This window comes from Kitasatospora sp. NPDC004745 (assembly GCF_042873275.1).
Taxonomy (GTDB): domain Bacteria; phylum Actinomycetota; class Actinomycetes; order Streptomycetales; family Streptomycetaceae; genus Kitasatospora.
This window is the reverse complement of record NZ_JBIALK010000020.1, coordinates 90480-115500: the sequence shown is the minus strand read 5'-3', so window position 1 is coordinate 115500 and position 25021 is coordinate 90480. Positions and strand designations below refer to the sequence as shown.

19 protein-coding genes are annotated in these 25021 nt (G+C 77.7%); 14 read left to right on the top strand and 5 right to left on the bottom strand.

The genetic code is table 11. From position 1 onward, the window contains the following. Window positions 1-166: 166 nt before the first annotated feature. A complete protein-coding gene (locus ACFYUY_RS27995) occupies window positions 167-964 on the bottom strand; it encodes a slipin family protein (protein WP_387904677.1) in 798 nt (265 codons plus the stop codon). Between the two features lie 162 nt (window positions 965-1126). After that, window positions 1127-2575, bottom strand: coding sequence for an MFS transporter (locus ACFYUY_RS27990; protein ID WP_387904674.1), 1449 nt, complete (start codon window positions 2573-2575; stop codon window positions 1127-1129). Window positions 2576-2766: 191 nt separating this feature from the next. Here ACFYUY_RS27990 and ACFYUY_RS27985 point away from each other — a divergent pair, with 191 nt between their 5' ends. Further along, entirely contained in the window at window positions 2767-3690 is a 924-nt protein-coding gene (locus tag ACFYUY_RS27985; protein WP_387904672.1) for a LysR family transcriptional regulator, read from the top strand. A gap of 63 nt (window positions 3691-3753) precedes the next feature. Here the strand turns inward: ACFYUY_RS27985 and ACFYUY_RS27980 are convergent, their stop codons facing one another. Beyond that, the gene (locus ACFYUY_RS27980; protein ID WP_360222977.1) at window positions 3754-4326 is read right to left on the bottom strand and encodes a TetR/AcrR family transcriptional regulator; all 573 of its coding nucleotides are present in this window, start codon (window positions 4324-4326) and stop codon (window positions 3754-3756) included. Window positions 4327-4515: 189 nt separating this feature from the next. Between ACFYUY_RS27980 and ACFYUY_RS27975 the strand changes: the two genes are divergently transcribed. The 13 genes from ACFYUY_RS27975 to ACFYUY_RS27915 all read left to right on the top strand — a co-directional run bounded on the left by ACFYUY_RS27975 (window position 4516) and on the right by ACFYUY_RS27915 (window position 21741). Further along, window positions 4516-5253, top strand: coding sequence for an SDR family oxidoreductase (locus ACFYUY_RS27975; protein WP_360222975.1), 738 nt, complete (start codon window positions 4516-4518; stop codon window positions 5251-5253). Between the two features lie 260 nt (window positions 5254-5513). Beyond that, window positions 5514-6212 (top strand): pyridoxamine 5'-phosphate oxidase family protein, encoded by a 699-nt coding sequence (locus ACFYUY_RS27970; protein ID WP_387904669.1) that lies wholly within the window; start codon window positions 5514-5516, stop codon window positions 6210-6212. A gap of 167 nt (window positions 6213-6379) precedes the next feature. After that, the gene (locus ACFYUY_RS27965) at window positions 6380-6553 is read left to right on the top strand and encodes a hypothetical protein (protein WP_360222970.1); all 174 of its coding nucleotides are present in this window, start codon (window positions 6380-6382) and stop codon (window positions 6551-6553) included. Between the two features lie 39 nt (window positions 6554-6592). Beyond that, a complete protein-coding gene (locus ACFYUY_RS27960; RefSeq protein WP_387904667.1) occupies window positions 6593-8413 on the top strand; it encodes a lanthionine synthetase LanC family protein in 1821 nt (606 codons plus the stop codon). Between the two features lie 251 nt (window positions 8414-8664). Then, the gene (locus tag ACFYUY_RS27955; protein ID WP_360222964.1) at window positions 8665-9903 is read left to right on the top strand and encodes a styrene monooxygenase/indole monooxygenase family protein; all 1239 of its coding nucleotides are present in this window, start codon (window positions 8665-8667) and stop codon (window positions 9901-9903) included. 119 nt (window positions 9904-10022) lie between these two features. Then, complete coding sequence (locus ACFYUY_RS27950; RefSeq protein WP_387904664.1) at window positions 10023-11075, top strand: polysaccharide deacetylase family protein; 1053 nt, start codon at window positions 10023-10025, stop codon at window positions 11073-11075. Between the two features lie 403 nt (window positions 11076-11478). Continuing rightward, a complete protein-coding gene (locus ACFYUY_RS27945; RefSeq protein ID WP_360222958.1) occupies window positions 11479-11679 on the top strand; it encodes a thiazolylpeptide-type bacteriocin in 201 nt (66 codons plus the stop codon). Window positions 11680-11785: 106 nt separating this feature from the next. Beyond that, on the top strand, window positions 11786-11965 hold the full coding sequence (locus tag ACFYUY_RS27940; protein ID WP_360222955.1) for a thiazolylpeptide-type bacteriocin: 180 nt from the start codon (window positions 11786-11788) through the stop codon (window positions 11963-11965). A gap of 383 nt (window positions 11966-12348) precedes the next feature. Next, complete coding sequence (locus ACFYUY_RS27935; protein ID WP_387904661.1) at window positions 12349-15108, top strand: lantibiotic dehydratase; 2760 nt, start codon at window positions 12349-12351, stop codon at window positions 15106-15108. Between the two features lie 94 nt (window positions 15109-15202). Next, on the top strand, window positions 15203-16354 hold the full coding sequence (locus tag ACFYUY_RS27930) for a hypothetical protein (protein WP_387904660.1): 1152 nt from the start codon (window positions 15203-15205) through the stop codon (window positions 16352-16354). A 17-nt stretch (window positions 16355-16371) separates the two neighbouring features. Beyond that, window positions 16372-18054 (top strand): hypothetical protein, encoded by a 1683-nt coding sequence (locus tag ACFYUY_RS27925; RefSeq protein ID WP_360222877.1) that lies wholly within the window; start codon window positions 16372-16374, stop codon window positions 18052-18054. Further along, a complete protein-coding gene (locus ACFYUY_RS27920; RefSeq protein WP_387904658.1) occupies window positions 18051-19982 on the top strand; it encodes a TOMM precursor leader peptide-binding protein in 1932 nt (643 codons plus the stop codon). Before ACFYUY_RS27925 ends, ACFYUY_RS27920 begins: the two co-directional genes overlap by 4 nt. A 64-nt stretch (window positions 19983-20046) precedes the next feature. Continuing rightward, on the top strand, window positions 20047-21741 hold the full coding sequence (locus ACFYUY_RS27915) for a thiopeptide-type bacteriocin biosynthesis protein (RefSeq protein WP_387904656.1): 1695 nt from the start codon (window positions 20047-20049) through the stop codon (window positions 21739-21741). Between the two features lie 69 nt (window positions 21742-21810). Here ACFYUY_RS27915 and ACFYUY_RS27910 read toward each other — a convergent pair whose 3' ends face one another. Continuing rightward, window positions 21811-22554 carry an SOS response-associated peptidase gene (locus ACFYUY_RS27910; protein WP_360222868.1) on the bottom strand — a complete coding sequence of 248 codons (744 nt, stop codon included), beginning with the start codon at window positions 22552-22554 and terminating at the stop codon, window positions 21811-21813. Window positions 22555-22874: 320 nt separating this feature from the next. After that, the gene (locus tag ACFYUY_RS27905; protein WP_387904653.1) at window positions 22875-24941 is read right to left on the bottom strand and encodes an alpha-galactosidase; all 2067 of its coding nucleotides are present in this window, start codon (window positions 24939-24941) and stop codon (window positions 22875-22877) included. Window positions 24942-25021 lie beyond the last annotated feature (80 nt).

Sequence of the window (25021 nt, the reverse complement as noted above, 5' to 3'; positions counted from 1 at the left end):
GTGGGGTCGGGGGCCGCCCGTCCCCCAACCCGGGGGGCCCGGGGTTGGTTTTGGGGGGGCGGTTTTTGGGGGGGGTGGGGGCGGGGTGGGGCGGGGGGCGGCCCGGGTGGCCGCGGGGCCGCCCGCCGTCACCGTGCCGGTGCCCCGCCGGCCGGGGGAGCGTCGGTCAGCCGTCCTCGGAGCGGGCCTGGGCCGGGACGGCGGCGCCCTCCGCGACCCGGCCGGCCGAGGCCTCGAAGAAGCGCAGCAGTTCCACCGGGAACGGCAGGACCAGCGTCGAGTTCTTCTCCGCCGCGACCTCGACCACGGTCTGCAGGAGCCGCAGCTGCATCGCCGCCGGGGTCTCGGCCATCTTGGCGGCGGCCTCGGCGAGCTTGGCCGCGGCCTGGAACTCGCCGTCGGCGGTGATGATGCGGGCCCGGCGCTCGCGGTCCGCCTCCGCCTGGCGGGCCATCGAGCGCTTCATCGAGTCCGGCAGGCTGACGTCCTTGATCTCCACCCGGTCGATGTGCACGCCCCAGCCGGTGGCCGGGCTCTCCAGCATGACCTCCAGCCCCTGGTGGAGGTTCTCCCGGCCGGAGAGCAGGTCGTCCAGCTCGCTCTTGCCGATGATCGAGCGCAGCGAGGTCTGGGCGACCTGGAGCATCGCGAAGGCGTAGTTCTGCACGTCGACGGTGGCCTTGATGGGCTCGACGACGCGGAAGTACAGCACCGCGTCGACGCTGACCGAGACGTTGTCCTTGGTGATGCCCTCCTGGGCGGGCACCGGCATGGTGACGACCTGGACGTTGACCTTGCGCATCCGGTCGATGACCGGCACCAGCAGGGTGACGCCCGGTTCGCGGACCTTCCCGAGCACCCGGCCGAGCCGGAACACCACGCCCCGCTCGTACTGCTGGACCACCCGCACACCGGTGAGCAGCCACAGCAGCGCCAACACGGCGACGACCACGAGTATTGCCACGTTCGTCCGACCTTCCCCGTCGCGGCGCAGCCGGGCCGGGCCCGGAGTGGGCCCCGTCGCGCGGTGCGAGCCGCGTGGCACAGTATGCGCCCGCCCCGCGCGGCTCCGACAGGCGCGTGCGTCACCCTCCTGACGGGCCGTCTCCGCCGGCCCGGCGGGCCGTCAGCGACCGCCGACCCGGACCGGTTCGTTCGTGTCCGCCCCCGCCCCTGCCCGCGGGGCCTGGCCGCCGCGACCGGGGCCTCCGCCTACCAAGGCGTTGAGCACCGCGACGGCCAGGCCGAGACCGAGCGCGATCAGCCAGGCCCGCCGCTGGTCCAGCACCGGCCCCGCGGCCGTGGCGGCGAGCACCGCGACGCCCAGCGTGTTCCCCAGCTGCCGGGAGGTGGTGGCCAGGGCTGCGGCCACGCCGGACTGCTGCGGCGGGAGGCCGGTCACGGCGGTGTTGGTGATCGGCGGGTTGACCAGGCCGAAGCCCAGCCCGAGCGCCAGGTACCCCGCCGCGTACGGCAGGTAGCCGTCGCCGCCGGAGGCCAGCGCGAGCAGCCCCGCGCCCAGTGCCAGCAGCAGACCCGAGCCGACCAGCAGCCGGCGCGCCCCGACGACCGGGATCAGCCGCCCGCTCAGCGGCGACACCACGGCGATCGCCAGCGTCGCCGGGAGCAGCGCGAGCCCCGTCCCGAGCGCCGAGAGGTGCCGCTCCTGCTGCCAGTACACGCTGGAGACGAAGAGGAAGCCGGCCAGGATCGCGAACACGAGCACCGCCGTGACGGTGGCCGCCGTGAAGGTGCCGTGCCGGACCAGCGCGAGCGGGAACACCGGGTGGCGGCGCCGCCGTTCGACGGCGACGAACGCCGCGCCGCCGCCGAGCGCCATCGCCGCGCAGACCGGCGGGACGACGCCGCCGTACCCGTGGTGGGCACCGTGGACGAGCAGTTCGGTGAGGCCGAGCACGGCCACCGCGCCCAGCGCCAGCCCGGCCGGGTCTAGCGGGCGGCCCGTCCCGCCCCTGGTCTCCGGCACCCGCACCGAGGCGACCAGCGCGACGGCGACCACCGGCAGGTTCACCAGGAAGATCCACCGCCAGCCCACGGCGTCGACCAGCGACCCGCCGACCAGCGGGCCCACCGCGGCGGCGAGCCCGAAGATCCCGGCCCAGACGCCGATCACCCGCGCCCGGCGCACCGGGTCGGTGATCGCGGACGTCAGCGTGGACAGGGCGTTCGGCCCCAGCAGCGCCGCGCCGCACCCCTGCAGGACGCGCACCGCGACGAGCCAACCGGGCCCGGTGGCGAGGGCGCAGCCGAGCGAGCCGAGGCCGAACACCAGCAGTCCGGCCCGGAACATGGCCCGCCGGCCGAGCCGGTCCCCGAGGGCTCCGGACAGCAGGAGCAGCACCGCGAGGGTGAGCGTGTAGGCGTCCACCACCCACGCCAACTGGTCGGGGGAGGCGTGCAGTTCACGCCGCAGTGCGGGCAGGGCGACGTTCACCGCCGTCGCGTCCAGGCTGGTGATGAACATCGACGCGCCGCAGACGGCGGTCAGCAGCGCGGGGCCGAGGGTGCGGACCCCGGGCCCGGGATCGTTCGTCGAGTCCAGGGCAGGCGGCATGGGGACCCCTTCCGGGTCGTGGTGGGAGAGGCGACGGACGGGCGCGTCCTCGGCGGTGTGGTCCGGCCGGGGCCTGGGCCCCGGCCGGCGGATCCTGCCGGACACGCCCTCGCGCGGTCGCTCTGCCTTCGAACCTAGGCGTCGTCGTCGTTTGCGGCAATCGGCAAAACGGCAACTGATAGTTTCACCTGGTGCAACTGTCGTCGCTCGACCTCAACCTGCTGGTGGTCCTGGACGCGCTCCTGGAGGAGGGCTCGGTGACCCGGGCCGCGCAGCGGCTCAACCTCTCCGTCCCCGCGACCAGCCGCGCCCTCGGCCGGCTGCGCCGGGCGCTCCAGGACCCGCTGCTGGTCCGCTCCGGGCGCGGGCTGCGGCCCACCGCCGCCGCCGTCGACCTCCGGCCCCGGCTGCGCCTCTGGCTCGAACAGGCCGAGGAACTGCTCGACCGTCAGGCCCGGCCGCTGGAGCGCGGGCTGACCGTCCTCGCGCCGCAGGACCTGATCGTCACCAGGAGCGCGGACCTGCTGACCCGCCTCGCCGCCACCGCCCCCGCCGCCGAACTGCGACTGCTGGCCACCGACGGCGGCCGCGATGGCGCGGAGGCCGTGCGGGACGGGACGGCCGACCTCGCGGTCGTCGTCAACGCGGCCAAGTACCCCGATCTGCGCTCGCTCGGGCTCGTGCGGGCCGGACTCACCGCCGCCGTCCGGGCCGGCCACCCCCTCACCCGGGGCGAGCTCACCCCGGAGCGCTTCGCCGCCGCCGGGCACGTGCTGGTCTCCCGTAGCGGCCGGCCCGACGACGCGGCCGACCGGGAACTGCGCGAGGCCGGCCACCCCCGCACCGTGCGCTGCGTGGTCCCCGGCTTCCTCGCCGCACTGCACCTGGTCGGCCGCACGGACCTGGTCACCGTCGCGCCGGACGCGCTGGTGCGGGAGCTCGCGGACACGGCCGGGGTGGTGCCCGTGCCCGCCCCGCTGCGGCTGCGCCCGCTGCGGGTCACCCTGCTCTGGCACCCGCGCCGCGACCAGGACCCGCTGCTGCGGCTGCTGCGCGACACCCTGATTGAGCTCGCCGCCACCCTGACCGGGCCCGCGGACGAGCCGCCGCACTGACCTGCGCGGGGTGTCCCCGTGCGCCCCGGGCCGCGTGCCGGGCCGTGGGGCCGGGCGGGTGGCTCAGGGGCGGACGGCGAGGCCGTCCAGGGTGAGGCCGAGCAGCCGCTCGGCCTGCGGGCGGTGCCCGGCACCCGCGGAGGTGAGGGCGATGCCCTCGAGGGCGGCGGCGAGGTCGCCCGGCGTGATGTCGGTGCGGATCGCCCCGGCCGCCGTGCAGGCGGCCATCAGCTCGGTGACCGCGGCCAGGATCAGCTCCCGGCTCTGCCCGTAGGGGTTGCCCCCTGTCGCGGCGATCGCGCGCAGGGCGTCGATCATGCCGTACTTGGCGGTCACGTAGTCGAGGAACAGGAGGGTCCAGGCGCGCAGGGCCTCGGTCGGCGGGTGCTCGGCGAGCAGGCCGGGGACGGCCTCGCAGAGCTGGGCCAGCTCGTTGCGGTAGACCGCCTCGACCAGGGCCTCCCGGGTGGGGAAGTTGCGGTACAGCGTCGCGCTGCCGACGCCCGCCTCCTGGGCGATCCGCTCCATCGGGGTGTCCAGTCCCTGCGTCGTGAACAGGTGCACGGCGGCGGCCAGGACCTTCTCCCGGTTGCGCCGCGCGTCAGCCCGCAGCGGTCGGTGCGTCGCGTCGTCCATGAATGCCCGTCACTTCCTCTGAGGTGCCCTGCGGCTTGCTAAGTGGGGGGCTCCCCACTTAGTCTGCGGCAAGTGGGGGATTCCCCGTTTTCACTCTAGGGCCTGCCTTCGGACCCGCAGCCGCAGGTTCGAGGACAGGCCTCCACGTCAACGCGCTGACCGGTGCGTACCCACGAAAGGGAGCTGATCATGGCGGGCATCGAGGGCAAGGTCATCGCGATCACGGGCGCCAGCAGCGGCATCGGCGAAGCGACCGCGGCGTACCTCGCCGAGCGCGGCGCCAGGCTCGTGCTCGGCGCGCGCCGGGAGGACCGGCTGAACGCCGTCGTCGACGCCATCACGGCCGGCGGCGGCACCGCCGTCGGCGTCGTCGTCGACGTCACGCGTCGCCAGGACCTCCAGCGGCTGACCGACACCGCCGTCGACCGGTTCGGCCGCCTCGACGTCCTCGTCTCCAACGCGGGCACGATGGCCGTCTCCCCCTTCGACGACCTGCGCCAGGACGACTGGGACGCGATGGTCGCCACCCACGTCACCGGGCTGCTCAACGGCATCGGGGCGGCCCTGCCCGTCTTCCGCCGCCAGCGCTCCGGACAGTTCGTCAACGTCGGCTCCACCGCGGCCTACGTCGTCAAGTCCCCCCAGGCCGTCTACGCGGCCACCAAGACGGCGGTCAAGGTGCTCACCGAGGGGCTGCGCCAGGAGTCCGGCCCCGACCTGCGGGTCACCCTCGTCTCGCCCGGCTTCACCCACACCGAGGGCGTGGGCAAGGGCGCCAGCCCGGAGGCCGCGGCCGCGATGACCCGGCAGCGCGACGAGATCGCCATGCCGCCCTCCGCCGTCGCCTCCGCCATCGGCTACGCGATCGAGCAGCCCGACGGCGTCGACGTCAGCGAGATCGTCGTCCGGCCCACCGTGCAGGCCTGACGCCACCCCGGGGCCGCGCACCCCGCCGGTGTCCGTCCTCGTTCCCGCGTGCCGGGCGGGGCGGGGGCGCGCGCTCCCGGCCGCGCGCCCCCGCCCGTCGACACGCACGGCCCCGCCGTTCCTCGACTTGTCGGAGGCCGGGCGCTTGGATGGGTCCGGCCTGGTCGCCGACCGGACGAGGCCCCGGACGCGATCCTCCCGAGGGACGGCCCCGGCCGCCGAGCCAGGACGACCCGCCGGCACGCCGAGGAGCCACCACCGTGAACGACACCCCCGACGCCGCCCACTCCGACGCCGTCCACCCCGAGGCGTTGCAGCGGGCCGACCCCGCCGCCGTGGCCCGCCGGGTCGCCGAACGGCGCGAACGGCTCGGGCTCAGCGAGGACGACCTCGCCCGGCAGGCGGCCATGGCCCCGCGCTACCTGCACCACCTGCTCGAAGCCGGGCCGGCCTTCGACCCCGGCGGCTTCCTGCGCATCGCCGCCGCCCTCGGCCTCAGCCGGAGCACCCTGCTCGAAGGCCGCGCCGACGCCCCACCCGGGCAGGGCGGTCCCGGCCCTCGCCCCCGGCTGCTGGACCTCACCGAGCGGGAGTGCTGGGACCTGGTCGGCGCCCACGGCGTCGGCCGGGTCGCGCTGCCCGTCCAGCCCGGCCCGGTCGTCTACCCCGTCAACTACGTGGTCGACGACGGCACCTTCGCCTACCGGACCGGCGGACACTCCGCCGCCGGGCTGCCCGAGGGCACCGCGCTGTCCTTCCAGATCGACCACATCGACGAGTACCTGGGCCGGGGCTGGAGCGTCCTCGCCCTCGGCACCGCCCACCACGTCGAGGACCCGGACGAGGTCCGCCGCCTCGCCGACCTCCCGGGCGCCAGCCCCTGGGCGGGCGGCGACCGGCCGCACTGGATCCGCATCCGGCTGGACAAGATCACCGGCCGCCGTCTGGTCAGCGGTTGAACGGTCGCGACGCGGCCGCCCGCACACCGCTAGCATCGCCGCGGGCGGGCGTCCGGCGGCACGTGCGGCCGTGGTCGCGGACGTGCGCCGTGACGCGGTCGGGGCCGGATCGTCGGACCGCCGCCGGCCCCAGGAGCGTCCACCGAGCCCGCAGGGAGGGAGCAGCCATGACCGCAGCGGTGCCCGGGATCCGCGCCGCCCGCCGGCTCGACCTCGACGCCGACCCCGACGTCTCCGAGGTCTCCGAGCCCGCCGGCGGGACCGGCGAGCCCGCCGCGCGCCCCGGCGACCCGTGGGCCACCGGCGACCGGACCCGCCCGGAGCCCACCGCGCACTGCTGATCCGGCCGCCGACCGGCGGACCCGGGGGAGGGACGGACCGTGAGCACACCAGCAGGCGGCACGATCAACCGCACCGCCGCCGACGGGCGGCCCGACACCGGCGCCCGCGCGCCCCGCGACCTGCGGCGGGACGTCCTCGCCGCCGGACCCTACCGGCTCGGCCCCCAGCCGGACGGGCGGGCCTGGTGGCCGCTGGCGTGCCGGCTGCTGAGCGCCCTGGACGCGGCGCACGCGCGCGGTGAGGTGCTGCTCGGGCTCGAACCCGGACAGGTGCGCCTCGCCGCGGACGGAGCCCTGGCCGGCATCGGCCCGGTCGAAGGTGCCACCGCCGCGGAGGGTGCCACCGCCGCGGACGGTGGCCGCGTGCGCGGCAGCTCGGGCGCCCGCGGCGAGGACCGCCCGCCGGGCTACGCGCTGCCCGGCGCCACCGGCGCGGACCCCACCGAGGACTACTACGCGCTCGGCACCACCCTCCACTTCGCGCTCACCGCCCTCGACCCGGTGGTCGTCGACCCGGACCCGGTGACCAACCGCGACCGCACCCTGGCCTGCCTGCACGCCGCCCTCCCCGCCGCCGGCCCCGAGGACCCGGCGCTGGCCCTGCTCACGGACCTGCTCAGCTTCGCCCCGGAGCGGCGCTCGGCGGCCGCCGCCCAGCTGCGCGGCGCCGCCCCCGACCGCTCCCCGGCGCCGTGGCGCGCCTGTACGCCACCGCACCGGGCGCGGCTGGCCAGGATCCTCGACCACACCGTCGCCACCTGCGCGCGGATGGCGCACGACCTGATCGCCGCCGACGACCGCACCGCCGTACCCCGTGACCTGCTCTCGTTCTTCGACGGCGGCGCCGGCCTCGGGCTCGAACTGCTGCAGCACGCCGACCGCCCGGACGCCCGGGCCGCCGCCACCGCCCTGGCCCGCTGGACGGCCGGCCACCCGGGCCTCGACCGCCTCGACGGCTCGCTCTACCGTGGCCGGACGGGCGTCGACCTCTTCCTCGCGCAGGCCGCCGCCGTCCTGGGCCCGGACACGCTGGGAACGGATCCGCCCCCGTACCGCCACCAGGAGTCCGCCGGGACGGAGCAGCTGACCGGCGCCGCCGGGATCGGCACCGGCCACCTGCTGCTCGCCGCGCTCGGCACCGACACCGACCGGCACCTCGCGGCGGCGTCCGCCTGTGCCGAGCGGCTCACCACCCGCCCGCCCGAGAGCCCGCAGGACGTCCCGGGCCAGGCGCCCCGCCCCGGCTCGGTCGGCGAGCCGCCCCGCCCCGGCGCGGCCGCCCGCGCCGAGGGTTTCGCGCACGGCCGCGCGGGCGTCGCCCACTTCCTCCTCGCCATGCCCGACGAGGCCTCCCAGCGCGCCGCCCGCCGCATCGTCGAGGACCTCGCCGCCCGGCTCCCCCGGACGGTGGCGGACGCGCTGCGCCCGGGCGCCGACCCGCACCGCCACCTCTCCTGGTGCCGCGGGCTGGCGGGCCTCGGCACCGTCCTGCTCCAGGCCGGCCGCCGGTACGGCGACGACGCCCTGATCGTCCTCGCCGCCGACGCGGCCGGGGCCTGCCGGACCCTCGCCCCGCGCACCGCCCTGGTGTCCCGCTGCTGCGGGCTGGCCGGAGCCGGCGAGCTCCTGGTCGACCTCGCGGCCGTCACCGGCGACCCGCGGGACCGCTACCGGGCCGAGGAGCTCGCGACGCTGCTGCTCACCCGGGCCGGCGGACCGCCCGGCCGGCCGCTGTTCCCGGGCCGCAGCCTGACCGCGGAGTCCTCCGCCTGGGGCTACGGCACCCCCGGCATCCTGACCTTCCTCCGCCGCCTCTCCCGGCGCGGCGGCCCGGTGCCGGCCAGGCTGCCCCTGGGCTGACGGTCCGGTCCGACGGAACGTCAGCGCCCCGGCAGGGGAGGGGATCCGCACCTCCCACGCCCGGACGGCCGCGACCGCGGACGGCGCCGCGGCGGGCCCGGCGGCCCGGGCCGTGGACGCGGGGGCCCGATGACTGGTATTCAGACCAGTGGCGGCCGGTCGGGCGCCCCGTCCGCACCAGCGGGCCCACGGGCCCTGGTTGGCAGGGGTGTTGGGGCCGGCCGGGACGTACAACCAGGAAAGCGGAGACGATGCGCAGAATTCTGATCGTCGGCGCCGGGCAGGCCGGCCTCCAACTGGCGCTGGGGCTGCAGTCCCACGGCTACGACGTGACGGTGATGACCGACCGCGACGCGGACGCCGTCCGCGGTGGCCGGGTGCTGTCCACCCAGTGCATGTTCGACTCCGCGCTGCGGACCGAACGCGAGCTCGGCCTGGACCGGTGGTCCGGCGACACCCCGCAGATCGAGGGGATCGGGATGTCGGTCGCCGGGCCGGAGTCCGCGCGGGTGCTCGACTGGGTCGGGCGGCTGGACGCCCCCGCGCAGTCCGTGGACCAGCGGCTGAAGATGTCCGACTGGCTGGAGGCCTTCGCCGGGCGCGGTGGCCGGGTCGTGCTGAAGCAGGCCACCGTCGCCGACCTGGAACACCTCTCGCGCTCCTACGACCTGGTGCTGGTCGCCGCCGGGAAGGGCGAGCTGGCCGGGATGTTCGAGCGCGACCACGAGCACTCCCCGTTCGACCGGCCGCAGCGGGCACTGGCCGTCAGCTACGTGCACGGGCTCGGCCCGCGCCCCGAGCACGCCTTCCCCGCGGTGCGGTGCAACGTCGTGCCCGGGGTGGGGGAGCTGTTCGTCATCCCGGCGCTGACCGGCGGCGGCCCGTGCGACATCCTGTTCTGGGAGGCCGTACCGGGCGGCCCCGCCGACGCGTTCGACGGTCTCCGGGACCAGGCCGAACACCTCCGGGTGACCCTGGAGCTGATGAAGACCTTCACTCCCTGGGAGTACGACCGGACCAGGGGCGGCCTCGAACTCACCGACGCCGGGGCCACCCTGGCCGGGCGCTTCACCCCGGGCGTCCGCCACCCGGTCGGCGAACTGCCCGGCGGCGGAGCGGTGCTGGGCGTCGCGGACGTGGTCGTGGCCAACGACCCGATCACCGGGCAGGGCTCCAACAACGCCGCGAAGTGCGCCGCCGGATACCTGGAGCGGATCCTCGCCCACGGCGACAAGCCCTTCGACCGCGACTTCATGCAGGACACCTTCGACCGCTACTGGCGCACCGCGCGCCCCACCACGGCCTGGACCAACGCGATGCTCGCGCCGCCGCCCGAGCACGTCCTCCAGCTGTTCGGCGCCGCGGGGCAACTCCCAGCGGTGGCCGACCGGTTCGCCAACGCCTTCGACGACCCGGCCGACCTGGAGCAGTGGTTCTTCGACCCGGCGAAGGCGGCGGCCTACCTGGCCTCGGTCACGCCGGGAGCCTGAGCCGCCCCTCGCGATCCGACCACCGCGATCCACCACCGCGATCCACCACCGCGATCGGGCGTCCGCAGCAGCAGCGGGCGCCCGATCCCCCTGCCCGGCACCGAGGGAACGGAACGACGATGAACACGGAGGACGGCAGAGCGGCCCGGTACGTCGGGGTCGCCTGGAGCGCGGACGGCTACCGGACGGCCCAGCTGGACCGGCACGGACGGGAGTGCGCCGCCCCCGCCCACTACAGCGCGGCCCGCACCGCCGACCTGGTCCGCGACCTGCTCGCCGACCACCACGGCGGCCCGCCGCTCAGCGTCGTCATCGACAGCACCAACGGCCTGCTGGACGCCACCCTCACCGCGGTCGGCCTCACCGTCCTGCGCGCCGACCCCTGGCACCTGCCGGCCCGGCCACTGCTCGGCTCCGCCCCCGCCCACAGCCTCGCCCTCGCCGCCGTAAGCGCCCCCGGCGGCCTCGACCGGCTCACCGTCGCCAGCGGCTCGCTGGCCGGGCGCGGCGAGGAGTACCAGCGCGGGCTGGCCCGCAGTGAACCGGCCGAGCGCGAGCTGCGCGCCAGCGGGCGGCTCGTCCCGCACGGCCCCCGGGGCGTCGACGCCGTCGCGCTCACCTTCGACGACGGCCCGGACCCGCGGCACACCCCGCGGATCCTCGCCCTGCTGGCCCGCTACGGCGCGCACGCCACCTTCTTCACCGTCGGCATGCACGCCCGCGCCCACCCCGACCTGGTCCGACGGCTGGTGGGCGAGGGCCACGGCGTCGGCGGCCACACCTGGTCGCACCCCTTCCTGCCCGACCTCACCGGGCCGCAGCTGACCGAGCAGCTCGACCGCACCGACGAGGCGCTGGGCCGCGCCGGCAGCCCCGCGGCCCGCTGGTTCCGGCCGCCCTACGGCTCCCGCACCCCGGCGGTGCTGCATCGGATAGGGGCCAGCGGCCGCACCACCGTGCTCTGGGACGTCGACTCCCGGGACTGGTCCCAGCCCGGTCCGGACCGGATAGCCGAGACCGTGCTGGCCGCCGCCCGTCCGGGCTCGGTGGTCCTGCTCCACGACGGGGCGGGGGACCGCTCCCAGACGGTGGCGGCGCTGCCCGCCATCATTGAGGGGCTGCTGGCGCGGGGCCTGGCCCTGGTCGGGCTGGACACGCTGCTGCCCGCGTAGCCGGCCAACCGGTCGGACGGACGGCCGGCGGTCGGTGCCGGGCCGTTGCGGTCGATGCCGGTGCCCGTGCCGCTACCGGGGTGCCGCGGCCGGTGCCGGGGTGCGGGGCGCGGTGCCTCGCCGGAGCGCCCCCGGGAGCGTGGACCAGAGGGACCCGTCGCGGCTCGCTCAAGTGCGGCTGGGGCGGGCTACGGTCTTGCGCCCCGGGAGCGGGACAACCGGCCAATGCGCCCGGCGCCCGTCCCGAGAGCGGCTCCAGCGAACCTAGACTCGCCTGAGAGCGGCGCTGCACCGGTGTCGGGACGATCCGGGTGCGCCGCGTCCACGGGGGACAGGCACCTCCGCCGTCCCCGTCCGGCAGGCGCGCCCGCGCCTCGCCCACCCCCATCCCAGGGAGTCCGCCATGTCCGAATCTGTCATGCCCACATCCGCTTCTGCCGCCCAGGGCCTCGAGCTGCAGGACCTGGACCTCGACGAGCTGACCGTCACCGCCCTGCGTGACACCGTCGCCCTGCCGGAGAACGGCGGGTCGTGGGGGTCCTGCTCCTGCCAGGGCTCGTCCTCCTGCGCGCAGCCCAACCTGCCCGGCATGGAATCCGCCTGACGCACCGCCGGGTCGGTCCGTGACGCGGACCGACCCGCAGTGGCCCGCCCCGAAGTGGCCCGTCCCGCACCAGACCGAACCGCGATCAACACCTTACGGAGCCCCCATGACCGACCATCCCGAGGACGTCCTCGCCCTCGACGACCTCGACCTCGGTGAGCTGACCGTCACCGCCCTGCGCGACACCGTCGCCCTGCCGGAGACGGGGGCCTCGGGCGGGCCCAGCTCCACCTCCTGCGGATCGTCCTCCTGCGCCGTTCCGCACCCGCCGGTCCATCCGTACTGAGCCCGGCAGGGTCGCGGGGGGGGGGCCGGCCGGCCCGGCCCGCCCCCCGCGCCCGGGCCGGCCGCGGGGGGGGGCCGCGGGGGCCCCCCCCCCCCCCCCCCCCCCCCCCCCCCCCCCCCCCCCCCCCCGTCGGGGGGGGGGGGGGGGGGGCTAGCTCAACCTGCGGGGTTTGTTCCGCGGCGGGGGTCCCCCCCCCCCGGGGCGGGCGGGGGGGCCGGGGGGGGGGCGGGGGGCCCCCCCCCCGGGCCGCCCCCCCCACGACGGCCGGATGCGGCCGGGCAGGGCCGACCGTCCGTCCCGGCCCCGGCCCTGCCGCCCGCACAGCCGCACGCACGGCACCCGGACATCGTCCGCACCACCGGCCCGTCGGAGGGAGCCCCGCCATGCCGAACCACGCACCGTCGAACGGCGTCGCCCCGGGCCGCGCCCGGACCCACGCCATCCCGCCGCAGCACGCGCCGACGGCCCAGCGGGCCCAGCGGGCCCAGCCGGCCCAGCCAGCCCAGCGGGCCGGGGCAGCCGGGGCACCGCCCGCCCGCACGGCTCCGTACACCCTGGTACGGGCCACCGTGCTCGCCCGGCCGGCCCAGTCCGCCCCGGCCGCCGCCGTCCGGGACCTGCTCGGCCGGCTCACCGCCCTCGAGGCCGCCGAGGCCGTCCTCCGGCCCGCGCTCTGCGACGACCTGCACGCCGAACGCGCCCGCCACGGCGAGGAGTTCCACCGCCGGGTCGCCCTCCCGCTCCGCCGTGACCTGCACAACGGCCGCCCGCCCCGCCCGGCCCTCCTCGACCGGCTCGGCGACCTCCCCGACCGCCTGCCGCGGCTCGCCGCCTGGCTGGAGCTGCGCGCCCGCCGCGCCCGGTTGCTGGACGAGCTCGCCGCCGCCCTCCCGCCCGCGCTCGCCGCCGAACGCGCGGCCCTGGCCGGGTTGTGCGCCGAACCCGCCCTCGCCCGCGCCGTCGCCCTCACCAGCGCAGACCTGCTGCGCGCGGTCTCCACCGCCGCGCGCCGCGGCCTCCAGCCGGGGGAGCACGGCGGGCGGGCCCGCAAGGAGGAGGCGGCCGTCCTGCGCCACGCGCTGCGGGCCACCACCAAGACCAGTCCGCTCTCCTGGTTCACCGCCGTCGGCTGGGCGGACGCGGACGCGGACGCGGGTGTGGGTGCGGACGCGGGTGCGGGCGCGGGAGCACCGAGCGCGGACGCGGCCGACGGCGCGCCCCCGCGGGCCGTCGTCAAGGAGAACCGCACCCTGGTCGGCGCCCTCGTCGAAGCCCTGCTCGACGACCCCCGCCGCAGCCGCACCCTGCCCCACCGGATGGCCGGCTCCACCCGGACCGGCGACGGCCTCGCGCGCTACGCCCGCAGCCAGGTGGTGTTCGCCGGAGGGCGGTACCTCGTCACCCGGGAGGAGCAGGTCCAGCTGGCCGACCGCCCCGAACTGGCCGTCCTCGCCCGGCTCGCCGACACCCCGGACACCCCGGGCCGCCTCGCCGCCCGCCTCGCCGCCGCCCTCGGCCGGCCCGACGGCGACCCCGCCGTCCACCGCTTCGTCGGCCAGCTCCTGGGCGCCCGGCTGCTCGCCCCGACCGACCCGGTCGACCCCCAGGCCGAGGCGCCGTTGCGCCGCCTCGCGGACTGGCTCCGGCAGTGGCCGGAGGACGCCGGGCTGGTCCGGATGATCGCCGAACTCGCCGACCGGACGGAGGACTTCGGTTCGGCTCCGGCCGACCGGCGCCCCGCGCTGCTGGCCGGACTCGCCGCCGACTGGCGCCGCGCGCTCGCCGAGGCCGGCCGGCCCGTTCCGGCCGAGGCCGCCCCACTGACGGTCCTCACCGAGGACGTCCACGCGCCCGCTCCCGCCCGCCCCCGGCTGGACGACGCGGACCGCAGGGCGCTCGGCGAAGCGGCCGCGCTCGCCGAGCTGTTCGACCACGGCCACCTGATGCGCCGGGCGGCCCGGGACCGCTTCGTCGCCCGCTACGGCGTCGGCGGGGTCTGTACCGCCCCCTGGGAGTTCGGCGCCGACGCCGCCGAAGCCTGGGCCGACGCCGGAAGCTCCGCCGTCCCGGCCGAACTCGCCCACCTCCGGGCGGAGTTCGCCGCCACGCCCGAGCGGGGCGGGGAACAGCTGCTGCCCGTCGAGCAGCTGCGCGCCCTGGCCGAGCGCCTGCCCGACTGGACCGCCGCCCGGCCGCTCAGCTACTCCTGGTTCGTCCAGCGCGACCCCGCCGACGGACTGCTCTGCGTCAACCACGTCTACGGCGGGTGGGGGCGGTTCACCAGCCGCTTCCTCGACGAGGCGGGGCCACGGGCGGCCGCGGCCGTCGCCGCGCAGATCCGCCGCGGCCTGGGACCCGGCGCCCGCGCCGCCCAGATCCGGCCCGTCGGCGGCTTCAACGCCAACCTCCACCCCCGGCTGCTGGCCGACGAGATCGGCCCCGACCGGCGCTGGACCGGTCTCGCCGAGGCGGACCTCGACCTCGTCCACGACCCCGCGAGCGACCAGCTGCGCTTCCGGCTGCGTACCACCGGTGAGCACCTCGACGTGCTCTACCTGGGCTTCCTCGCACCGATCATGCTGCCCCAGCGGCTCGCCCCGCTGCTCGCCGACCACCCCAACGGCGTCGTCGACTTCCGCCCCCTGCTGCCGCGCACCGCACTGCCCGCCCCCGGCGGCACCGTCACCCGCACCCCGCGGCTGCGGTACCGCCACCTCGTGCTGGCCCGCCGCCGCTGGCACCTCCCGGCGGACGTCCTGGACGCCCTGCGCGCCGACCTCGCCGCCGACCCCGGCCCGGACGGCGTGCCCGCCACGACCGCCGCCCGCTGGCGCGCCCGGCTCGACCTCCCCGAACAGCTCTTCCTCCACCCCGTCCCGGACCAGGCCGAGGGGCCCGCCGCGGACGCCTTCGTCGCCCACCTGCGGGCGCCGAAGCCCCAGCCCGTCGACCTCGGCGACCCGCTCCACCTGCACCACCTCGGCAAGTGGCTCACCCGCCACCCCCGGGGCGTCGTCCTGGAGGAGGCCCTCCCGGCCGTCGGAGGTGCGGCGGAGCCGACCAGGGCCGTCGAACTGGTCGCGGAGACGTACCGCCCGGGGCGGCCGGGACGGGCCCGGCGCCCTGCGAGTGAGCGGCCGTGACCGGCGCCCCGCCCGGCGGCGCCCGCAGACCGCCGGCGGGCGGCCGCCCCGATCGTCACGAAGGCCCATCCGAACAGCGTCGAGGAGGCGTGCGATGACCGACCCTGAGGCCGCGACAGCCCGGGACGTGGTCCTCTACCACTACCAGCCCGGCAAGACCCGGGCGCTGCGCGAGGCCGTGCTGCCGCTGGCCCGGCAGGCCGAGGCCGATGGACTGCGCGCGCACGTCGAGCGCCACTGGAGGTTCGGCCCGCACCTGCGGCTGCGGCTGGCCGGGCCCCCCGGGCAGGTGACCGACGCAGCCGAACACGCGGCCGGGCGGCTGCGGGCCTGGGCGGCGGCGCACCCCTCCACGGCGGACCGGACCGACGCGCAGCTGCTGGCCGAGGCCGCGGTGGCCGGACGCGTCGAGCTGATCGCCCCGCCGTACGGCCCGCTGGTCCCGGACAACACCGTCCGGATCGAGCCCGTCGAGGACGCCGCCACGACCGCGCTGAACGCCCTGCTCGGCGCCGACGCGGCCGCCCTGCGGGACGAGCTGCTCCGGCTCGGGCTGCCCGCCCTCGGCTCGGCCTGCGACTTCCTCGCGGCACACGGCGACCGGGCCGAGGCCCGGGTCCAGCTCGTGGCGGCGGCGCTCGCCGCGCACGCCACCGCCCACCCGGACGGCCTGGTCGGCGGCCACTACTCCTTCCTCTCCCACCTGGAGGACTTCCTCCTCCACGAGGACCCGGACGGCCGGCTGCGCGCCGCGTTCGAACGCCGCTGGGAGCAGGACGGCCGTGCCGTGACGGCGCTGGTCGGCCGGATCGTCGACGGCGGCGCGCGCGGCTGGGAACGCGACTGGGCGCACTGGTCGGCGACGGCCTGGCGCCGGGCCGAGGAGCGCCTCGCGGCCGGAGCCGACCTGGCCGGCGACCGGACGGAGTACCGGGACCGCGCGGCAGCCGTCGGCGACCGCGCCACCGCCGAACGCTGGAACCACGAACTGCGCACCCGCTACAGCGAGTTCCATCAGCTGCTGCACCGCTCCGACCCGACCGGCACGATGTGGAGCCGCCCGGACTACCTGATCTACCGCGCCTGCACCAACGGCCTCTACCGGCTGCTCGCGATCTGCGACGTCCGGCCGGTGGAGCGCTACCTCGCCGCCCACCTGGTGGTGCGCAGCGTCCCGGAGCTGACCGGGCACCGCTGGCGGGCCCGGATCGACGAGGTGATCACCGCGGTCGAGGGGGCGGCATGACCGCGCCGGAGCCCCGCATGACCGCGCCGGAGCCCCGCCCCCGGCTGCGCCCGGGCGTGGCGGTCACCCCGCTGCGGGCGGGCCTGCACCTGCGCGGGCGGGGCACCAGCCTGACCCTCGAGGGAAGCCGGGCCCTCCCGGCCCTGTGGCGGCTGCTGGCGGCCGGGCCGGCCACCGGACCGGGCGAGGGCCAGGAGCCGGCACCGGGCCCCGCCGACCCGCAGACCCCGCCGGCCGTCGCGGCGGCACTGGCCACCCTGACCGCCCGCCTGCGCGAGCACGACCTGCTGGTCGACGCCCCGGCCGGTGCCGGAGTCCTGCCCTGGCCCGGCTCGGCGGCCGCCCGGCCCCAGGAGGCGGCAGCGGCCCTCGCGGCCGCCCGCCCACTGGTCACGGCGGCGGACCCGGACGGGCCGCTGGCCCGCGCGGTGGTCCGCGCGCTCGCCCGGGGCGGGGCCGCGCCGACCGCCGTCCCCGACACCGCGCTGCCCGCCGGCCGGGTGCTGCTGGTCGCGGGTGACCCGGCGGTGGCCCTCGCCGTGCAGTGCGACGCCGACGGCGGGTTCGTCACCGCGCCGGCCGGTCCGGCCCGCACCCGCGCCGACGCCGAGGCCCTCGCCGCCCGCCTGCGCGAGGGTGCCGACCCGGCGGCCTCCGGCGCGTCACCACCGCCGACGCTGCCCGCGCTCCTCGCCGCGGCCGCGGCCCACCGCCTGCTCTGCGCCGTCGCTGGCCTGACCGACCCGGGGGACCCGGCCGAGGACCCGCGGCTGCTCGCCACCCGACCCGCCGTGCTGGTCGCCGACGCCCGCCCGCCGCGGGCCGAGCACCACCCGTGGGCGGCCGCCCCGGGCCCCCGGGCCGCGCCCCCGGCGGACCTGGCGGAGGCCCTGCGCCGGATCGCCGCCCTCGGCGACCCTCGACTCGGTCTGCTGGACCGGCCGACCCCCGGCGACCTGCCGCAACTGCCCGTCGCCCTGGTCTCCTGCCGCACCCCGGCCGGCCTGCTCGTGGCGGGCGCCGTCCGCACGGACCTGGCCCGGCTGGCCGCCGCCTGCCGGGCCGTCGAACTCCACCTGGCCGCCGTCGACCCGGCCGCCCCCGTCGTGGGCGCCGACCGGGGCGACGCGCTCGGCCGGGCCCTGCGCCGGGCCTGCCTGGCCGACCCCGCCGGCGGGCCCGCCGTCCCGGACGCCGCCTGGCGGCACCACCCCCAGGCGGCCCACTGGTGCGCGGCGCTGACCAGGGCCCTCGGCCGCCCGCCGGAGCTGACAGTGCGTCAACTCGAAGACTCTGGAGCGTTCCTGGCCGAGATCGACGACGCGGCGGCAGCCGTCCCGGACCGGGCCGTCGAGGCCACCCCGGCCGACGCCGTCACGGTCGCCGCGCTCGCCGCCCTCACCCGCCGCTCCGCCGCCGGCCTGCGGCTCCCCGCCGCGCGGCACACCACCCTCACCGGCTCCGCGGCCGCCCTGGCCACCGCCGGTCCGGCACCGGCCCCCTGGACGGACGAGGGCTGGACGGACCGCTGGCTCACCGGACTCGCCACCCGCGAGGAACGGTTGCAGACGGACCTGCGGCAGCTGACCGGCCTGCGCGCCGTCGAGTGGCGCCCCGCCACCCCCGCCGCGCAGCCCTGGGCCGACGCCCTGCACGGCTGCGGCCTCACCGCCCTCGTGACCACCGGAGGCCGCACATGACCGCGACGAGCCCGCCGGCCCCGACGGCCGCTCCCACCGCCGCAAGCGCCGAGCCCGCCCTCCTCGACCCCGACCAGGCCCTCGCGACCACCAGCGGCACCGCCCTGGTCCACCTCACCACCTGGACCCTCGGCCTGGCCGAACGCCTCAGCCGCCACGCCCTCGCCCACCCCGTCCGGCTGGTGCCGATCCGGGAGGACGGCGCCCACACGGTGATCGGACCGGTCCTTCGGCCGGGGGCGGCGGCCTGCCTGCACTGCACCGAGTACCAGCGACTGGCCACCGCGGGCGGCCGCGTCCCCTGGCAGAGCCCCACCCTCGCCCTCGCCGGCACCGGCACCCCGGCGTTCACCGAGGCGGCGGCCGCCCTCGCCGCCGACCTGCTCGCCGAACCCGCCGACGGCACCGCGCCGCACGCCACCGTGTACGTCCTCCACGGCGACCGCGCCACCTGGTCCACCCACCGCGTCCGCCCCGTCGGCGGCTGCCCGGTCTGCCACCCGCTGCCCGCCGACGGACCGGCCGCCGCCCGGCTGCCCTCGACCCCCCGCCCGCTGCCCGACCCGACCGTACTGCGCGGCGCCAACGACCGCACCGGCGCCGACCGGCTGCGCGCCGAACTGCACGACGAGCGCTTCGGCCCCGTCCGGCGCCTCTTCCGCACCGAGGACTCGGCGTTCGCCCTCACCACCGCCTGGGTCACCGACGGCCGGCTGCTCGACGACGGCGGGTACGGCCGGGCCGCGGACTACCGCTCCAGCGAGCGGGTGGCCCTCTTCGAGGCCGTCGAGCGCCACGCCGGCATGCGCCCGCTCGGCCGCCGGACCGTCCTGCGGGCCTCCCACGCCGCCCTGGCGCGCGAGCTCGGCCCCGGCGCCGTCCTCGACCCCGTCCGCCTCGGCCTGCCCGACCTGGCGCACCACGGGCACCCGGCCGCCGCCACCGTCCCGCACACCCCCGACCTGGTGCTGGACTGGGTGCACGGCTGGTCCCTCACCCACCGCCGCCCGATCGCCGTCCCCGAACACGTCGCCTACTGGGACCTCCCCGACCGGGGCCGCCCCCGGGTGGTCTACGAGTCCTCCAACGGCTGCGGGCTCGGCAACAGCCCCCAGGAGGCCGCGCTCTACGGCCTGTTCGAGGTCGCCGAACGCGACGCCTTCCTGATGGCCTGGTACGCGCGGACCCCGCTGCCCGGCGTCGCCGTCCCCGTCGAGGACCGGGCCGTCGCCGACCTCGCCGACCGCGCACACCTGCTCGGCTACCGGCTCACCCTGCTCGACGCCACCAACGACCTCGGCGTCCCCGCCGTGATCGCCCTCTGCCGCCACCGCGGCGGCCACCCGGACGCCCCGCGCACCTTCCTGGCCGCCGGCGCCCACCACGACCCGGCGGTCGCGATCCGCTCGGCCGTCGCCGAGGTGGTCACCAACGTGCAGGAGGCCGCGCACCGCTCCGCCGCCCCCGGCGGACCGCGCGACCCGGACCGGCTCCGGCCGATGCTGGAACGGCCCGAGCTGGTGGTCGGCCTCGACGACCACGTCGGCCTCAACACCCTGCCGGAGGCCCAGCCCCGCCTCGACTTCCTGTTCGCCGGGCCGCCCCCGGTGCCCTGGCGCCGGCGCTGGCCCGGCGCCCCCGAACCGGTCACCGACCTGACCCGGCTGCTGGACCGGACGGTGGAGCGCCTCGCCGCCGAGGGACTGGAGGTGGTCGTGGTCACCCAGGACGAACCGGGGGTGCGCGACCGGCTGGGCCTGCACTGCGTCAAGGTCGTCGTCCCCGGCACCCTCCCGATGACCTTCGGCCACGTCAACCGCCGCACCCGCGGCCTGCCCCGGCTGCTGGACGTCCCGCACCGCCTCGGCCGAACCCCCCGCCCGCTGCGGTACGAGGACCTGCCCCTCCACCCGCACCCGTTCCCCTAGCCACCCCGCCGCCGACAGCCGCAGAGCCGGGGCACCGAGCAGCCCGGGAAGGACCCGAGGACCCATGACCACCCACCCGCCGACCACCCACCCGCCGACGGCCACCGACTGGCAGAGCCTCCACCTGGCCCTGCCCCTCCCCGCCCCGGACACCGACGCCTTCGTCACCGAGGACCTCGCCCCGCTCCTGGACGGCCTCACCACGGCGCACCCCGGCACCGACTGGTTCTTCATCCGCTACAACGAGGGCGGCCCCCACCTGCGGATCCGCCTCCGCGGCCCCGGCGCCCCCGGACGGGCCGACGGGCTCGCCGCCGCCCTCACCCGCCTCGCCACCCGCCGCACCCCGCCCGACGGCACCCGCGCCGCCCGCCACGGCGAGGTCACCGCCGTCCCCTACGCACCGGAGACCGAACGCTACGGCGGCCCCGCCCTGCTGCCGATCGCCGAGGAGGTCTTCGTCCACTCCTCCCGCACGGTCGTCCGCGCCCTGACCGCCGCCCCGGCGGCCGCCACCCGGCTGCCGCTGGCCCTCGACCTCGCGCACACCACCGCCCACGCGCTCGGGCTCGACGAGCTCGCCGCCGCCCGCTGGCTGCGCCGCCACGCCGCCTCCTGGCGGTGGGTCACCGAGTTCCGGCCGCTGCCCGGCGCCGCCGTCCACACCAGGGTCAACACGGTCTTCGCCCGGCAACGCCAGGCACTCGCCCGCCGCGCCCGGGCCCTGCGCGAGGCCCTCGACGCCGGCACCGCCGCGCCCTGGCTCACCGACTGGGCCGGGGAGGTCACGGCCGCCGCCGCACGCATGCGCGCCGCCGCCCCGCCCGAGGCCGCCGAACGCCTCGCCTGGGTCTGGGCCTCCCAGCTTCACATGCTGTTCAACCGGCTCGGAGTCGGCCCCGACGAGGAGCGCGCGGTCTGTCGGCTCGCCGCCCGCACCCTGCTGGAGACCGACGGCGCGACCGCCCCGTTCCCCTTCTTCCCCGCCGACCACCACGCCCCCGACTACCAGTACCTGGAGCGCAGCAAGTTCCAGATCGGCCGCGCCGAGGACACCGCCCTGCGCGACCTGGCGCCCCGCCAGGCACCGCAGGAGGCGACCGGGGACGTCCCGCTGCCCGCCGAGCCGCTCCCCGCCGTCCCGCTCGCCGAAGCCCTGCGCAGCCGCCGCTCCACCCGCGGCCCGCTCACCGGCCCGCTCACCGCCGCCACCCTCGGCGCGGTCCTCTGGTCCGCGCTCGCACCGAGCCACACCACCCGCCAGCCCCTCGCGGACGGCACCGCCCGCACCCTCCGGCACCGGCCGCACCCCAGCGCGGGCGCCCTCCACTCCGTCCGGGTCCGGCTGCTCGCCCTCGCCGTCGACGGCCTGCCCGCCGGCACCTACCAGTGCCTCCCGGAACGCCGCGCCCTGCGCCCGATCGGTCCGGCACCCGCTCTCGACGACCTCAAGGCCCTCTCCTCCTACCTCTCCCGCCCGGCCGAGGACCCGGACGCCGTCGGCATCGACCACGCCCCCGCCGTCCTGGCCGTCCACCTCGACCTCGCCCTGCTGCGCCGCCGCTACGGGCTGCGAGCGCTGCGCCTCGGCCTGCTGGAGGCCGGCCACCTCACCCAGAACCTGCTGCTCACCGCCGCCGCCTGCGGCCTCGGCACGATCCCGCTCGGCGGCCTCCACGACGACCTCGCCCACGAACTCCTCGGCCTGGACGACCTCGACGAACCCGTCCAGTACCTCCTCCCGCTGGGGCGCGCCTGACCCCGGGCGACTTCTCCGGGCCGTCGGGCCGGCGGGGCGGCGGGGGCGGCGGGGCCGGCCGACGTCCGGTCAGTCGGCCAGGCCGAGCGGGTCGGGGGCGGGGTCGAGGAGCTGGGGCCCGTTGTTGCGGACGCTGTTGACGGTGGTGGGGACGGCGCGGACGGTCAGGGCGCCGTCGGCGGGGCGGCGGAGCAGCCGGTGGAGCTCGTCGGAGTCGGTGTGGTCGGGGGCGAGCCAGGAGGCGAGGTCGTCGGGGGCGACGGTGAGCGGCATCCGGTCGTGGACGCGCCCGGCGCTGTCGCTCGCGTCGGTGGTGATGACGGCGGCGGTGGCCAGCCAGGCCGCCGGGTCGTCCTCGGGCCGGGTCGGGTCGCGCCAGAACTCGTACAGGCCGGCCATCAGCATCACCGAGCCGGTGCTGAGGAAGTAGGGCTGCTTGTACTTCTTCCGCCCGGCCTCGGCGGGGACCTCGCGCCACTCGAAGTAGCCGTCGGCGGGGACGACGCAGCGGCGGGTGGCGAAGGCCTTGCGGAAGGCGGGCTTGACGTGGACGGTCTCCGAGCGGGCGTTGATCATGCGGGCGCCGCCGGACGGGTCCTTGGACCAGGACGGCACCAGGCCCCAGCGCAACGGGCGCAGCTGGCGGAGTAGTTCACCGGTCTCCCGGTCGACGCGTTCCAGCACGGCCGGCACCGGGTCGGTGGGGGCGACGTTCCAGCTGGGGGCGAGGGCCTCGGCCGGATCCCAGCGCAGCTCTCCGAGCAGGCTGACGAGGTCCTGGGGCGTGGTGGTGGAGACGAATCGGCCGCACATGGCCCCCACCCTGCCACTCGGTGGCCCGTCGTGCCGGGCATTCCCGGTCCGGCACCGCGGTCCCGTCCCGTCCCGTCCCGTCCCGTCCCGTCGCGGAGCGGCCGGGCCGCCGCCCGCACCGCGGCGCGGTGGGCCCGGTGCTGGGCGGCGCGCCGGCGGAGCACCGGGGCCGGGTGGTGGCGGCCCGCCGGTCGTACCCGGTCGCGGCGGTCGCCGTCGCGGGCGTGCTGCTGGTGCCGGGCCCGGGCCTCTGCGCGTGCGTGGCGCTCGCCCCGGCCGCGTCCGCTCGCCGAGGCCCGGCGGACGCGGCGACGTCGGGGTCAGGACAGCAGGTTCCACCCCTGGCCGGCGGCGGCGCCGTCCGCCGCGTCCGTGGTCACGGTGGCGCCCGGCGCCCCGTGGCCGGTGAGCACCAGGCCGGTGGCGACGTTGGTGATGGTGAGGGCGCCGGTGGCGGAGTCCTGGACGACCCGCCACTCCTGCCAGGGGTTGCCGGGGGAAGGGTTCAGCAGGTAGGCGCTGTTCCCGGCCGCCGTCCCGGCCGAGAGCACGGTGTGCGCGTGGGTGGCGGTGCCGCAGTTGTCGCTGATCCGCACGGTGCCGTCCGGGTTGCCGGTGAAGGTCCACTGCTCGGAGGTGTGGGTGGGCCACCAGGTGTTGACGTCCGCGACGGAGCCGAGCGGGGAGCTGCAGGTGCCCGAGACCTCCAGGGCCATGCCGCCGCCCGTGGCGACGGCGTGGTACCGGCCGTCGTCGACCACGGCGGCCGGGGTGGTGGCCGCCCGCGCGGAGAGCCGGTAGAGCGCCGCGCCGTGCGGTGCCACGGTGGCGGTCAGGGTGTCGGTGACGGTCGATCCGGCGCCGCTCCAGAGCTCCTTGGCGGTGTAACCGGGGCCGCTCAGGCCGAGCTCGCGCAGGCTGGTGCCGACGGTCCGGCTCGCGGCCGGGTCCTGGTTGACGAGCAGCACGGCGGTGTCGCCGTTCGCCAGCCGCCGCTTGAGGACGACCGGGGCGGTGGGGCTCGCGGGCCGGGCGCCGACCAGTGTCGCGGGCTGGGCCAGGGCGTCCTGGTCGATCGCGATGACGTCCCGGTTCTTCAGCGTGGCCAGGCTCGCCGCGTCGATCCCGGTGGACCAGCTGTGCCCGTCCTGGGTGTGCCGGGACTGCGCGGCGGTGCGCAGGTCGGCGCCGGAGATCAGCGGGGCGGCGAGCATCGCGAGGATCGAGGTCTCGGTGCGGGACTCGTCGCCGGTGAAGGGCTTGTGGCAGGTGCAGGTGTCGGTGGTGCCCCAGAGGCCGTAGACGTCCTGCCAGCCGGTGAACATCATGTCGAGGTCGTTCCAGCTGCCCGGTCGGACGTTGCCGGGGTACTGGAGGGCGGTCTGCAACTGCCCGTTCCAGAGCACGCCGTCGAGTTCGCTGTCGCGGTCGCCGCCGATCCGGCAGAGGTTGGCGACCTGGCCGCACCAGACGCCGGTCGGCGCGTAGCCGGGCGCCTGGAAGGGCACCGGGTCGGCTGCCCGGACGACCGGGTCGGTGCGCGCCGGGTCGTCGGCGGCCTGCAGGTACGGGACGCCGGTGTGGACGGGCTGCGCGGAGACGCTGAGGGTGACCTTCGGCCGGCCGTGGGCGGCGGAGGCGGCGTCGAGCGCCCGCTGGAAGTCCTGGACGCGGGCGTAGACGGAGCGGGTGAGTTCCCGGCCCTCGCCCTGGGTGCCGTAGTCGTGGCCGTCCGGGCCGGTGATCCGCGGGCCGTACGGGCAGTCGTCGTACTTGACGAAGTCGACGCCCCAGGAGACGAAGTCGTCCGCGTCGGTGGCCTCGTGGCCGAGGCTGCCGGGGTGCATCTGGCAGGTGAGGTAGGTGTCGGTGGCGTAGAGGCCGAACTTCATGCCCTTGCCGTGCGCGTAGCGGGCGAGGTACTCGATGCCGTTGACGGTGCGTCCGTCGACGGTCTGCGCGGGGAAGTGGTCGGGGCGCGGGAGCAGGTGGCCGCTGGTGGGGTCGTGGCCGGTGCCGTCGGTGCCGCTGACGGGGTTCCCGGCGGCGTCGTAGAGCTGCAGCGAGCCGTCGGCGGTGCGCGCCGGGTCGGTGGTCTGGCCGTCGCGGTGCCAGAGCGACCAGCCGTCGTCGATGGTGACGGTGTCGTAGCCGGCGGCCACCAGGCCGTTGGCGGCCATGAAGTCGATGGTCTGGACGACCTGGTCCTGGGTGACCTCGGTGCCGAGGGAGTTCCAGGAGTTCCAGCCCATCGGCGGGGTGAGGGCGGCGCCGTTGCCCAGGGCGGCGGCCGGCGCGGCCGTGCCCAGGGCGAGGGTGCCGAGGCCGGTGGCGGCGAGGGCCAGCGCGAGCACGGGGGCCGCGAGGCGGTGGGGGACGAGGCGCATGGGGCGCTCCTGTGGGGGGGGTGGTGGGGGATCCGGCGGTGCGCCGGTGGGGGCGGACGGGGCGTCCGGGGGTGCGCGGC

Excerpts from the sequence above, each read along its gene's own strand:
- ACFYUY_RS27945 (WP_360222958.1), top strand. The coding sequence starts at position 11,479 with ATGTCCGAATCTGTCATGCCCACATCCGCTTCTGCCGCCCAGGGCCTC.
- ACFYUY_RS27975 (WP_360222975.1), top strand. The coding sequence starts at position 4,516 with ATGGCGGGCATCGAGGGCAAGGTCATCGCGATCACGGGCGCCAGCAGC.
- ACFYUY_RS27940 (WP_360222955.1), top strand. The coding sequence starts at position 11,786 with ATGACCGACCATCCCGAGGACGTCCTCGCCCTCGACGACCTCGACCTC.
- ACFYUY_RS27910 (WP_360222868.1), bottom strand. The coding sequence starts at position 22,554 with ATGTGCGGCCGATTCGTCTCCACCACCACGCCCCAGGACCTCGTCAGC.
- ACFYUY_RS27925 (WP_360222877.1), top strand. The coding sequence starts at position 16,372 with ATGACCGCGCCGGAGCCCCGCCCCCGGCTGCGCCCGGGCGTGGCGGTC.
- ACFYUY_RS27950 (WP_387904664.1), top strand. The coding sequence starts at position 10,023 with ATGAACACGGAGGACGGCAGAGCGGCCCGGTACGTCGGGGTCGCCTGG.
- ACFYUY_RS27915 (WP_387904656.1), top strand. The coding sequence starts at position 20,047 with ATGACCACCCACCCGCCGACCACCCACCCGCCGACGGCCACCGACTGG.
- ACFYUY_RS27930 (WP_387904660.1), top strand. The coding sequence starts at position 15,203 with ATGACCGACCCTGAGGCCGCGACAGCCCGGGACGTGGTCCTCTACCAC.
- ACFYUY_RS27980 (WP_360222977.1), bottom strand. The coding sequence starts at position 4,326 with ATGGACGACGCGACGCACCGACCGCTGCGGGCTGACGCGCGGCGCAAC.
- ACFYUY_RS27965 (WP_360222970.1), top strand. The coding sequence starts at position 6,380 with ATGACCGCAGCGGTGCCCGGGATCCGCGCCGCCCGCCGGCTCGACCTC.
- ACFYUY_RS27990 (WP_387904674.1), bottom strand. The coding sequence starts at position 2,575 with ATGCCGCCTGCCCTGGACTCGACGAACGATCCCGGGCCCGGGGTCCGC.
- ACFYUY_RS27935 (WP_387904661.1), top strand. The coding sequence starts at position 12,349 with ATGCCGAACCACGCACCGTCGAACGGCGTCGCCCCGGGCCGCGCCCGG.
- ACFYUY_RS27955 (WP_360222964.1), top strand. The coding sequence starts at position 8,665 with ATGCGCAGAATTCTGATCGTCGGCGCCGGGCAGGCCGGCCTCCAACTG.
- ACFYUY_RS27920 (WP_387904658.1), top strand. The coding sequence starts at position 18,051 with ATGACCGCGACGAGCCCGCCGGCCCCGACGGCCGCTCCCACCGCCGCA.
- ACFYUY_RS27905 (WP_387904653.1), bottom strand. The coding sequence starts at position 24,941 with ATGCGCCTCGTCCCCCACCGCCTCGCGGCCCCCGTGCTCGCGCTGGCC.